Below are 12536 nucleotides of genomic sequence, written 5' to 3' on the forward strand. Positions count from 1 at the left end.
GTCCCTGGCGGGACAGCCCTCAGCCGGGCTCCTTCGGCGCGTCGGGCGCGGGCCCGCCGCCCTTGCGCAGTTCGCCCAGGATGCCGAAGGCCGCCGCGCAGAGCGGGACCGCGAGCAGCATGCCGAGGATGCCCGCCACGCTCGCGCCCGCCGTCAGCGCGATCAGGATCATGGCGGGGTGCATCTGGACCGTACGGCTCTGGATCATCGGCTGCAGGACGTGGCCCTCCAGCACCTGCACGGCGAGGACGACACCGAGCGCCCAGAGCGCGATGACGAACCCCCGGTCCGCGAGCGCCACCACGACCGCGACGGCCCCGGAGATGAACGCGCCGAGGTACGGGATGTAGGCGCCCACGAGCACCAGCGCACCGAGCCCCACCGCGCCCGGCACCCGCAGGATCAGCAGGCCGACCGTGATGCAGACGGCGTCGATCAGGGCGATGAGCGTCGTCCCGCGCATGAAGCCCTCGACGGCCTCGAAGGCCCGTCGGCCCATCGCCTCGACCATGTCCCCGGTGCCGCGCGGGGCGATGGTGTGGGCGAGGTCCGCGGCCCGGTCGGCGTCGCGCAGGAAGAAGAAGGTCAGCAGCAGCGAGAGGACGCTGGTGGCGATGAGGGAGCCGAGGAGGCTGATGCCGGTGAGGAGCCCGCCCGCGGCGCTCGCGCCGAACTTCTCGACGAGCCTGCGGCCACTGGCCTCCAGGTCGTCCACGTCGAGGTCGTCCGCGCCGGGGAAGTGGTCGACGAACCACTGTCCGGCGTCCCTCAGCGACTGGACGATCTGGCCGCCGGTCTCGACGAGCGCGGAGACGACGATGTAGCCGGCGCCGCCGACCACGGCGAGCAGCAGCGCGCAGGTGATCCCGGCGGCCACCGAGCGGTGCACCCCGTGGGCGGCCAGCCGGCGGTGGACCGGGCCGAGCAGCGCCGTACCGAGCAGTGCGAGCAGCACCGGCGTGACGGCGGTCTTGAAGATGATGCACAGGCAGACCGCGACGGCGGCGACACCGGTGACCAGCAGGACGACACCGCACCAGGCGGCCGTCCGCCGGGCGCCGTCGGGCAGGAGTGGCTTCTGGGTCTGCACCCTTCCAGCCGATCACGTCGGGGGTACGGTGTCCCGCCCGCGCCGCCGTACGAGTGACGGAGCGTCACACGACGGCGGCGGGGCCGGGACTGCCGGTCGTACCGCGGCGAGCCGGGCTTTCGGCCGCACGACGGCGGCACGGGCCCGGCCGCCGGTCACATGCCGTGGACGGCGGGCACGGTGCCGAGGCGGCCGGCCTGGAAGTCCTCGAAGGCCTGCTTCAGTTCGGCCTGGCTGTTCATCACGAACGGCCCGTAGTGCGCCATCGGCTCACGGATCGGCTGCCCGCCGAGCAGCACGACCTCCAGGTCCGGAGTGTTGCCGTCCTGCTTCTCGTCCGCGCGCACGGTCAGCGAGGAGCCGGCGCCGAAGACGGCGGTCTGGCCCAGGTGGACCGGCCGGCGCTCCGCGCCGACGGAGCCGCGCCCGGCGAGCACGTACGCGAGGCCGTTGAAGTCCTCGCGCCAGGGCAGCGTCACCTCGGCGCCGGGGCGGACGGTGGCGTGGATCATCGTGATCGGGGTGTGCGTGATGCCCGGGCCCTGGTGGCCGTCCAGCTCACCGGCGATCACGCGGAGCAGCGCGCCGCCGTCCGGGGACGCGAGCAGCTGGACCTGGCCGCCGCGGATGTCCTGGTAGCGCGGGGCCATCATCTTGTCGGCCTTCGGCAGGTTCACCCAGAGCTGGAGACCGTGGAAGAGGCCGCCCGACATGACCAGGGACTCCGGCGGCGCCTCGATGTGCAGCAGCCCGGACCCGGCGGTCATCCACTGGGTGTCGCCGTTCTGGATGGTGCCGCCGCCCCCGTTGGAGTCGCGGTGGATGAAGCTGCCGTCGATCAGGTACGTCACGGTCTCGAAGCCGCGGTGCGGGTGCCAGGGCGTTCCCTTCGGCTCGCCGGCCGCGTACTCCACCTCACCCATCTGGTCCATCATGATGAACGGGTCGAGGTACTTGTAGTTGATGCCGGCGAAGGCGCGGCGGACGGGGAAGCCCTCGCCCTCGAAGCCGCTCGGCGCCGTGGTCACGGCGAGCACGGGACGGGCCGCGGCGTCACCGGAAGCGGCCACCTTGGGCAGGGTCAGCGGGTTCTCGACGGTCACTGCGGGCATGGGAGCCACCTCCGGGGGACTGTACTGCCACCAATTTAGTTGAATGGTGAACATCCTGCAAGGCGTCATCCATTCCCGCCCCGCCCGCCGGGGCCCCCGCACCACCCCGGACGACCGGAAGGGGTCCGTACCGACAGCGGTACGGACCCCTTCCAAAAGCCTCGGATCGGCGGCGGATCAGCCGTACATGCGGCGCATCGCGAAGTCGACCATCTGCTCGACGGCCTTGGCGTCGAAGACGATCCGGTGCTCGCCCTCCATGTCCAGGACGAAGCCGTAGCCGGTGGGCAGCAGGTCGATCACCTCGGCACCGGTGATCACGAAGTACTTGGACTCCTTGCCCGCGTACAGCCGCAGCTCCTTGAGCGTGGTGAACATCGGGATCACGGGCTGCTGGGTGTTGTGCAGCGCGAGGAAGCCGGGGTTGTCACCGCGCGGGCAGTAGACCTTCGACGTCGCGAAGATCTGCTGGAAGTCCTCGGCGGACAGCGAGCCGGTCGTGAAGGCCCGTACCGCGTCGCCCAGCGAGGGCGGAGAGGGTTCGGGATACAGCGGCTGCTCGCCGTAGCCGCCCCCCATCGGCTGCTGCGCGCCCTGGTTCTGGTCGTAGCCGTACATGGGGCAAAGAGTAATCGGCCACATCCGGGGCTCAGGGGGTTGCGTCTTATTACTGGCGGGTAGCATCATCGTAGAGGTCACCTGATACGTCCGGGCCACCCCTCCACGGGGCGCTGCGCGCCACTGCTATTGATTACGGAGCCTTCCCATGGGGCACTACAAGTCGAATCTCCGCGACATCGAGTTCAACCTCTTCGAGGTCCTCGGACGCGACAAGCTGTACGGCACCGGACCGTTCGCGGAGATGGACGTCGACACCGCGAAGAGCATCCTCGAAGAGGTGGCCCGCCTCGCGGAGAACGAGCTCGCCGACTCCTACGCCGACGCCGACCGCAACCCGCCGGTCTTCGACCCGGAGACCAGCACCGCCCCGGTCCCGGCCACGTTCAAGAAGTCGTACCAGGCGTTCATGGACTCCGAGTACTGGCGCCTGGGCCTGCCCGAGGAGATCGGCGGCACCACCTCGCCCCGCTCCCTGATCTGGGGCTACGCGGAGCTGGTGCTCGGCTCCAACCCGGCCGTCTGGATGTACTCCTCGGGCCCGGCGTTCGCCGGCATCCTCTTCGAGGAGGGCAACGAGGCGCAGAAGAAGATCGCCGAGATCGCCGTCGAGAAGCAGTGGGGCTCGACGATGGTGCTGACCGAGCCGGACGCCGGCTCCGACGTCGGCGCGGGCCGCACGAAGGCCGTCGAGCAGGAGGACGGCTCCTGGCACATCGAGGGCGTGAAGCGCTTCATCACCTCGGGCGAGCACGACATGTCCGAGAACATCCTCCACTACGTACTGGCGCGCCCCGAGGGCGCCGGCCCGGGCACCAAGGGCCTCTCCCTCTTCCTGGTCCCGAAGTACCACTTCGACTGGACCACCGGCGAGCTGGGCGAGCGCAACGGCGTGTACGCGACGAACGTCGAGCACAAGATGGGCCTCAAGGCGTCCAACACCTGCGAGATGACGTTCGGCGACCGCCACCCCGCCAAGGGCTGGCTCATCGGCGACAAGCACGACGGCATCCGCCAGATGTTCCGCATCATCGAGTTCGCCCGCATGATGGTCGGCACGAAGGCCATCGCCACGCTCTCCACGGGTTACCTCAACGCGCTGGAGTACGCCAAGGAGCGCGTCCAGGGCACCGACCTGTCGGAGTTCATGAACAAGACGGCGCCCAAGGTCACCATCACGCACCACCCCGACGTGCGCCGCTCGCTCATGACGCAGAAGGCGTACGCCGAGGGCATGCGCGCCCTCGTCCTCTACACCGCCTCCGTCCAGGACGCGATCCAGGAGAAGGAGGCCGCGGGCGAGGACGCCAAGGCGCTGCACGGCCTCAACGACCTGCTCCTCCCCATCGTGAAGGGCTACGGCTCCGAGAAGTCGTACGAGCAGCTGGCGCAGTCGCTCCAGACGTTCGGCGGCTCCGGTTACCTCCAGGAGTACCCGGTCGAGCAGTACATCCGTGACGCCAAGATCGACACGCTGTACGAGGGCACCACGGCCATCCAGGGCCAGGACTTCTTCTTCCGGAAGATCGTCCGCGACCAGGGCGCCTCGCTCAACGCGCTCTCCGAGGAGATCAAGAAGTTCCTCGCGGGCTCCCAGGACAACGAGGAGCTGTCCGGCGCGCTGGACAGCCTCGCGAAGGCCGCGGTGGACCTGGAGGCGATCGTCGGCACGATGATCACCGACCTCACCGCGACCGGCGAGGACGTCAGGAACATCTACAAGGTGGGCCTGAACACCACCCGCCTGCTGCTGGCCTCCGGCGATGTCGTCGTCGGCTACCTGCTGCTCAAGGGCGCGGCCGTGGCCGCCGAGAAGCTGCCGACGGCCTCCGCCAAGGACGTCCCCTTCTACCGGGGCAAGATCGCCGCCGCGAAGTTCTTCGCCGCGAACATCCTCCCGGGCGTCGGCGCCGAGCGCGCCCTCGCCGAGTCGGTCGACAACTCCCTGATGGAGCTGGACGAGGCCGCGTTCTAGTGCCGCGGCAGCCAGGGTTTGCCCGGAAGGAGCGGCGTCAGGTGCGTCCCCAAGTTCTCGGCTCCGCTCGAACAGGGGAGACCCCACTTCTCGGCGTGCCGGCCGGAAGCCCTCGTACTGGACGTACTCGGGTTTTCGGCCGGTGCGGCGAGAGTGCGTGCATGGCGTCGCGACGGGGCGAACCTTGGCTGCCGCGGCACTAGGACACCGCAGCACGATCGGTCGACAGCGCCGCCCCCGGACACGCTTCCGGGGGCGGCGCTGTCGACGTACGAGTACGACGCGAGGGGCAAGGCCGTACGTCTCCACCGGCGTCCGCCACGACCGGCTCGAGCCGTCCGTCCGTACGACATCGGCAGGCTGCGAATGGCGAGAAACCGCCCCTGTTCCCGAGCCGGACACCGGTCGCGGCCCCGTCATTCCGGGCCGACCGGACAATGCCCCGCAAGGGCGGGGATGCGGTGGTGAACCCTTTCGGCCAGGTCTGGCTACAGTGAAGAACATGAGTTCCTCCGCCCGCTTCGACCGCGGCCACACCGACGATCTGATGGCCTTCCTGATGGCCTCCCCCTCCCCGTACCACGCCGTGGCCACCGCCGCCGCCCGGCTGGAGAAGGCCGGATTCCGGCAGGTGGAGGAGACCGCGGCCTGGGACGGGAGCACCGGCGGCAAGTACGTCCTGCGCGGCGGCGCGATCGTCGCCTGGTACGTGCCGGAGGGCGCCGGGGCGCACACCCCGTTCCGGATCGTCGGCGCGCACACCGACTCGCCGAACCTGCGGGTCAAGCCGCTGCCCGACACCGGCGCGTACGGCTGGCGCCAGGTCGCCGTGGAGATCTACGGCGGCACCCTGCTCAACACCTGGCTGGATCGCGACCTCGGTCTCGCCGGCCGGATCACGTTGCGCGACGGCAGCGACCGGCTCGTCTCCGTCGACCGCCCGCTGCTGCGCGTACCGCAGCTCGCCGTGCACCTGGACCGGTCGGCCAACACCGACGGGCTCAAGCTGGACCGGCAGAAGCACATGCAGCCCATCTGGGGCCTCGGGGACGTCGAGGAGGGCGACCTCATCCGGTTCGTCGCCGAGGAGGCGGGCGTCGCCGCCGAGGACATCACCGGCTGGGACCTGATGCCGCACCCCGTCGAGCCCCCGTCCTACCTGGGCCGCGACCGCGAGCTGGTGGCCGGTCCGCGCATGGACAACCTGCTCTCGGTGCACGCGGCGACCGCCGCGCTGGCCGCCGTCGCCGGGCAGCCCGACGAGGAGCTGCCGTACATCCCGGTCATGGCCGCCTTCGACCACGAGGAGAACGGCTCGCAGTCCGACACCGGCGCGGACGGGCCGCTGCTCGGCACGGTCCTGGAGCGCTCGGTCTTCGCCCGCGGCGGCGGTTACGAGGACCGCGCCCGCGCCTTCGCCGGCACGGTCTGCCTCTCCTCCGACACCGGCCACGCGATCCACCCGAACTACGCGGAGCGCCACGACCCCACGCACCACCCGGTCGTCAACGGCGGACCGATCCTCAAGGTCAACGTCAACATGCGGTACGCGACCGACGGCGGCGGCCGCTCCGTGTTCGCCGCGGCCTGCGAGAAGGCGGGCGTGCCGTGGCAGACCTTCGTCTCCAACAACGCGATGCCCTGCGGCACGACGATCGGCCCGATCACCGCCGCCCGGCACGGCATCAAGACCGTCGACATCGGCGTCGCCATCCTGTCCATGCACAGCGCCCGTGAACTGTGCGGCGCCGACGACCCGTACCTGCTGGCGAACGCCCTGGCGGCGTTCCTGGCCGGCTGACGGCCCGGGGCGGGAGGGCCACCCGGCCTCCCGCCCATGCATGCTCCTCTCCGGGCCGGGTACGCGCTCCGTACACGGCCCGGAGGTCCCGGGCCGCCGAGGAGGCGGAACTCATGGGACTCGGAGGATGCATCATCCTCATCGGCGCGGGAGCGATCCTGGCCTTCGCGACCGACTGGCACATGGACACCGTCAACGTCGACCTGGTCGGCTGGATCATGATGATCGTCGGCGTCATCGGGGTCTTCGTCTACGCGAGCGTCATCCGGCGCCGCCGCATGGTCGTGCCGCCCACCACGACGGTCGTGTCCGAGGACGAACGGCGCCTGTGACCGGGCACGATCCGGCCACATCTCCGAAACACCACGGCGGAATCCCCTATATTCTGGGCGCTTGTCCGTGACCCGGCACCGGGCGCGTCAGACCCGGAAGGGGAGCCGCTCGTGGAGTTCCGGCTGCTCGGCACCGTCTGCGTCGACACACTGACGGGGCCACTGCCCCTCGGCCCCGCCAAGCGCCGCAGCCTGCTCGCGGCCCTCCTGCTGCACGCCAACACCCCCGTGTCCATGGCACGCCTGACGGACTGTCTGTGGGACGACGAGCCGCCGCTGCACGCCCGCACGGTCATCCAGGGCCACGTCTCCCGGCTCCGCGCCCTCCTGATGGGCGCGGACGCGCAGGCGTACGGGGTCGAACTGGCGACGCTCGGCGACGCGTACGTGCTCCGGGCGCCCGAGACCCTGCTGGACTCCCAGCGGTTCGAGGAACTGCTGATGCTGGCCCGCGAACAGCGGGATCCCGCCGACACGGTGCTGATGCTGAAGGAGGCCCTGTCGCTGTGGGAGGGCCCCGCCCTCACCGGCACCTACGCGAGCGCCCCGCTGCAGGCGGCGGCCCACACCCTGGAGGAATCCCGCCTCTCGACGGTCGAGCAACTGGCCCGCGCCTACGGCGACCTGGGCGAACACCACCGGGCGGCGGCGGTCCTCCGCACGGAGGCCGTCGCCCACCCCCTGCGCGAATCCCTGGCGGCGGGCCTGATGGCCGCCCTGTACCGCTCGGGCCGCCAGTCCGAGGCCCTGGACTGGTTCCACCGCACCCGCCGCCTGCTCGCGGACGAACTGGGCATCGACCCGGGCCGCGAACTGGCCGACGCGTACGCGCGGATCCTGCGGGGGGACGAGGGCGCGCCTGTGGTTTCGGGCGGGCCGGCCCATGCCCCGGGAGCGCCGAGCGGCCTCGGGCACCCGGCCGGCCCCGGAGCCGGGACGAACAGGAGCGCCTCGCCCACGGGTGCGGCGGCCACGGCGGCCGGCGCGCCCCGCGCCTCGCACGGGTCCGCCGCGCCGCGGGCCGACGCGCCCCCGCCCGCCGACGCCGCGCGCATCGGTGTCGTCCAGCAGGCGGGGCCGCCGCCCGGGCCTCGTACGCCCGTCGTGCCGACGCACACACCGCTCTCCCCGTACGCCGGAGGCGCCCCGGTCCCCGCCGATCTGCTGCCTCGCGCGCCGCGCGGTTTCCACGGCCGCGGGGCCGAACTGACCGCGCTCTCCCGGGCGGCGGCCGGCGAGGCGCCCGTCTGCCTGGTCACCGGCCCGGCGGGGGTCGGCAAGACCGCGTTGACGCTGCACTGGGCGCGCCGGACCCCCACCGCCTTCCCGGACGGGCGGCTGTTCGCGGATCTGCGCGGGTTCGGGGACACCGCGGAGCCCACCCCGCTCGAAGTGCTGCGGGAGTTCCTGCTCGCGCTCGGGGTGGCGCCCCGGCGGGTACCGGAGTCCGTGGCGGGCGCGGCGGCCCTGTTCCGTTCGCTGACCGACCGGCTCAGCCTGCTCGTCGTCCTCGACAACGCCCGCGCCTCCGCCCAGGTCAGGCCGCTGCTGCCGGGCGGGGCGGACTGCGTCACGGTGGTCACCAGCCGGCACCGGCTGGAAGGGCTCATCGCCTCGGACGCCGCCGTCCCGGTCCCGCTGGACGTACTCGAACCGCCGGACGGCACCGCCCTGCTGGCCGGCGTCCTCGGCGAGGAACGGGTCCTCGCCGAACCGGTGGCGGCCCGGCGGCTCGCCGAACTCTGCGGCGGACTGCCGCTCGCCCTGCGGGTGACGGCGGCCCGACTGGCGGGCCGGCCGCAGTGGACACTGGCCGCCATGGCCGACGAACTCGCGGACGAGCGCCGCCGGCTGTCCTGCCTGGACGTGGAGGACACCGGCGTCTCCGCCGCGCTGCGGCTCACCGTGCAGCGGCTGCCGCCGGACGCCGTCCACCACCTCGCCCGGCTCGGCCACCACCCGGGCAGCCACTTCGACCCGTACACCGCCGCCGCGCTCGCCGGCGGCGACCCGGTCACCGCCGGGGCCGCGCTGGAACGGCTCGCCGCCGCCCATCTGGTCACGGAGGCGGGGCCCGGGCGCTGGATACTGCACGATCTGGTGCGCCTGTACGCGCGAGGACTCGACCCGGCGGCCGGCCCGGACGCGCTCATCGGCGTGCTCGACCACTACATCGCCACCGCGCTCGCCGCCGCCGACACGGCGGAACCGGGCGGCGAGCCCTGCTTCGTGCTGCCCGACGACTACCGCAGGCCCGCCGCGACCCGGGACTTCACGGACCGGGCAGCGGCCATGAGCTGGCTGGCCGCCGAACGCGAGGACCTGACCCTGGCCGCCGCGGCCGCCCGTGCCGCGGGGCTCGACGACCGGGCGTGGCGGATCATCCTGCTCCAGTGGCCGCACGTGGTGTGGCGGGTACGGGACGGCTGGGCGCCGATGCTGGAACTCGCCCTGGCGGCGGCCGTCAGCCGTGAGGACCCGTACGCCGAGTCCCGGGTCCGCAGTCTGCTCGGCTGGGTGCTGACGGAGGAGGGCAGGACCAGCGAGGCCGTGGCCCTCCTCGAACCCTCACCCGGTCTCGCCCGGCAGGCCGGTGACCGGCTCGGCGAGGCGACCGCGCTGATCAACCTGGCCATCGTGCAGGCCGAACAGGGCGGCCTGGACGTGGCGCTGGAGGGCTGCGAGCGGGCGCTCGAGCTGGCCAGGGCGGAGCCCGATGCCCACACGGAGATGCTCGCGCTCCAGCATCTGGCGCGGATGCAGCTCACGGCGGGCCGCCCGCAGGACGCCCTGGACTCCGCCCGGACCGCCTTCGCCCTCGGCCCCGAACGCGAGGAGACGGCCCGCCGGGTCCTGCTCCTGTCCGTCAGCGGCGAGGCCCACCTCGCCCTCGGTGCGGAGGAGGAGGGCATCCGCCTCCTGGACGAGGCCGCCGCGGAGGCGGAGCACGCCGGCTACGACGAGGGCGCGGTCCGGGCCCTGGAGGCGCTGCTGCGGGTGACGGCAGGGCCGGACCACGTACGCCGCCGCGACGAGGCGGCCCGCCGGCTCGCGGCGGACGGCTGACGCGGGAGCGGCCCGCCGGGCCGGGAACGGCGACCGGCCGCGGGTGGGGCGCCGCTCCCGGCCGCCGCCCGCTCCCGCCGGCGCGCCTCAGCCCTGTGTGCCGGCGTCCCCGCCCTCGTCCATGCCGGCGAGCACCAGCGGCAGCCGGGCCGCTCCGCCGGGCGTGACGCGGACGGGGACGCCCCAGTCCTGCTGGTGGACGTGGCAGGCCGGGTACTCGTTCGCCGGGTCGTCGTCGCAGGACGCGGCCATCGCGGAGACGTGCAGGACGCCCTCGGTGACGCCGTCCGCGAGGACCAGGTCCCGGAAGAGGTCGGTGCCCGCCCCCTCGCCGTCGGCCAGCAGCTCGGGCGGCGTCGAGGAGACCAGCAGCCGGGTCGACGGCCCGTACCGGGTGTCGAGCTTCTGCCCGGCCGGCGCCTGGAAGACGACGTCGAGCCGGAGGGCGCCGGGGGCGATCTCGGTGGCCGCCCGCTGGGTGCGGTGGGCCTGCTCGGCGACGCGTACCGCCTCCTCGGGCAGCCGCAGCCGGGTCAGCCGGTGCCGGGCGGACTCGACGACGACGAGGTCGCCGTCCACCAGCACGGCGTCGCTGGGCTCCCGCAGGTCCGTGGCCAGCGTGGTGACCTCACCGCTCGCCGGGTCGTAGCGGCGCAGGGCGTGGTTGTACGTGTCGCAGACGGCGACGGACCCGTCGGGCAGGGCGGTGACGCCGAGGGGGTGCTGGAACAGGGCCTGCCCGGCGGCGCCGTCCCGGTGGCCGAAGTCGAAGAGCCCGGTGCCGACGGCGGTGTGCACGGCACCCTCGCGGTCGACCCAGCGCAGCGAGGACGTCTCCGAGTCGGCGACCCACAGCCGCTCCTCGGTCGCCGCGAGCCCGGACGGCTGGGCGAACCACGCCTCCGGACCGGGCCCGTCGACCAGGCCCTCGTTGGTGGTCCCGGCGGCGACCCGTACGGTGCCGGCCTCGGGGTCGTAGGTCCACAGCTGGTGCACCCCGGCCATGGCGATCCAGAGCCGGCCGTCGAACCAGGCGACGTCCCACGGCGAGGAGAGGTCGGTCTCGCGGGCCGGGCCGCTGGTGGGTGCCCCCTGCCACCACTGGCGGCCGGTGCCGGCGAGGGTGGTCGTGGCGCCGGTCGTGAGGTCGAGCGCGCGGATGGCGTGGTTGACCGTGTCGGCGACCGCGATCCGCCCGTCGGGCAGCAGGGCGAGTCCCTGCGGCTCGCTGAACCGGGCGTCACCGGGCCCGCCGTCCGCGAACCCGCGCTCACCGGCCCCGAAGTGCCGGCGCACGGTCTCGCCGTCCGGGTCGAGCTCGACCAGCCGGTGCCGGGTGGTGTCGGAGACCAGGAAGCCCCCGTCCGCGAGCAGCAGGGCCTTGCCCGGGAAGCGCAGGTGCGTGGCCACCGGCTCCGGTGCCACATAGGGCCCGTCCCCGCGCCGCAGGGTGCCCTTCGCCGCGTGCTCCGCCTCCAGCTCCTCGACCAGCTTCTCGATGGCGTGGGCGTGTCCCTCACCGGCGTGCTGGGCGACGACATAGCCCTCGGGGTCGATGACGACGAGCGTGGGCCAGGCGCGTACGGCGTACTGCTTCCAGGTGGCCAGCTCGGGGTCGTCGAGCACCGGGTGGTGGACCTCGTACCGCTCGACCGCGTCGACGACCGCCTGGTGCTCGGCCTCGTGGACGAACTTCGGCGAGTGCACGCCGATGATCACGACGGTGTCGCGGTGCTTCTCCTCCAGCTCGCGCAGCTCGTCGAGGACATGCAGGCAGTTCACACAGCAGAAGGTCCAGAAATCGAGGATCATAATGCGTCCTCGCAGGTCAGCGAGGGTGTACTGCCGGTCGCCTGTATTGAGCCAGCCGCCCTTGCCGATGAGTTCGGGGGCCCTGACGCGTGCACGTGTTGCCATGACACCAGTCAACATCACCGTGGCGTTCCCGCATTCCGCAGGTGGGTCCGGGAGCCTGTGAGCCATGAGACTTCTCGTGCGTGAGCGCCTGTTCGGCATCGGTGACGACTACTGGATCGAGGACACGGAGGGCCGCAAGGTCTTCCTGGTCGACGGCAAGGCCATGCGGGTGCGCGACACCTTCGAGCTGAAGGACGCGCAGGGCCGCATCGTCGTCGAGATCCGCCAGAAGCTGCTCAGCCTGCGCGACACGATGCTGATCGAACGCGACGGCGAGCAGCTCGCCACGATCAAGCGCAAGCGGCTCTCCCCGCTCCGCAACCACTACCGCGTGACCCTGGCGGACGGCACCGGGCTGGACGTCAGCGGCAAGATCCTGGACCGCGAGTTCGCCGTGGACTACGACGGCGAACTGCTGGCCCAGATCTCCCGCCGCTGGCTCACCGTCCGCGACACGTACGGCATCGACCTCGTGCGCGAGGACGCGGACGCGGCGCTGCTGATCGCGGTGGCGGTGTGCGTGATCGTCCTCGCGGAGAAGGACCACGAGGGCTGACCACCCGCCATCTGCCGTGCCGGGCCCCGTGTTTCACGTGAAACCGTGAGCCACGGGGCTCTGCGCGCT

9 protein-coding genes are annotated in these 12536 nt (G+C 72.5%); 5 read left to right on the plus strand and 4 right to left on the minus strand.

Annotated features, from left to right (window positions below):
- Positions 1–19: 19 nt before the first annotated feature.
- From ABZ564_RS11780 to ABZ564_RS11790, 3 genes are all read right to left on the minus strand, one after another.
- Positions 20–1090 carry an AI-2E family transporter gene (locus ABZ564_RS11780; RefSeq protein WP_360853541.1) on the minus strand — a complete coding sequence of 357 codons (1071 nt, stop codon included), beginning with the start codon at positions 1088–1090 and terminating at the stop codon, positions 20–22.
- A 155-nt stretch (positions 1091–1245) separates the two neighbouring features.
- Positions 1246–2202: a pirin family protein gene (locus tag ABZ564_RS11785; RefSeq protein WP_360853543.1), complete on the minus strand. Its 957-nt coding sequence runs from the start codon at positions 2200–2202 to the stop codon at positions 1246–1248.
- 177 nt (positions 2203–2379) lie between these two features.
- On the minus strand, positions 2380–2820 hold the full coding sequence (locus tag ABZ564_RS11790) for an SseB family protein (RefSeq protein WP_360853546.1): 441 nt from the start codon (positions 2818–2820) through the stop codon (positions 2380–2382).
- 148 nt (positions 2821–2968) lie between these two features.
- On the opposite strand from ABZ564_RS11790, the gene ABZ564_RS11795 reads away from it, so the two are divergent.
- From ABZ564_RS11795 to ABZ564_RS11810, 4 genes are all read left to right on the plus strand, one after another.
- Entirely contained in the window at positions 2969–4795 is a 1827-nt protein-coding gene (locus tag ABZ564_RS11795; RefSeq protein WP_360853549.1) for an acyl-CoA dehydrogenase, read from the plus strand.
- 502 nt (positions 4796–5297) lie between these two features.
- A complete protein-coding gene (locus ABZ564_RS11800) occupies positions 5298–6596 on the plus strand; it encodes a M18 family aminopeptidase (RefSeq protein WP_360853552.1) in 1299 nt (432 codons plus the stop codon).
- A gap of 113 nt (positions 6597–6709) precedes the next feature.
- Positions 6710–6928: a DUF6458 family protein gene (locus ABZ564_RS11805; protein ID WP_360853555.1), complete on the plus strand. Its 219-nt coding sequence runs from the start codon at positions 6710–6712 to the stop codon at positions 6926–6928.
- Between the two features lie 111 nt (positions 6929–7039).
- Complete coding sequence (locus ABZ564_RS11810) at positions 7040–9994, plus strand: BTAD domain-containing putative transcriptional regulator (protein ID WP_360853558.1); 2955 nt, start codon at positions 7040–7042, stop codon at positions 9992–9994.
- Positions 9995–10081: 87 nt separating this feature from the next.
- Here the strand turns inward: ABZ564_RS11810 and ABZ564_RS11815 are convergent, their stop codons facing one another.
- Positions 10082–11911: an NHL domain-containing thioredoxin family protein gene (locus tag ABZ564_RS11815; protein WP_360853561.1), complete on the minus strand. Its 1830-nt coding sequence runs from the start codon at positions 11909–11911 to the stop codon at positions 10082–10084.
- Positions 11912–11975: 64 nt separating this feature from the next.
- Between ABZ564_RS11815 and ABZ564_RS11820 the strand changes: the two genes are divergently transcribed.
- Entirely contained in the window at positions 11976–12467 is a 492-nt protein-coding gene (locus ABZ564_RS11820) for an LURP-one-related family protein (RefSeq protein ID WP_360853564.1), read from the plus strand.
- Positions 12468–12536: the final 69 nt, after the last annotated feature.

This window comes from Streptomyces sp. NPDC019224 (assembly GCF_040632605.1).
GTDB lineage: Bacteria > Actinomycetota > Actinomycetes > Streptomycetales > Streptomycetaceae > Streptomyces.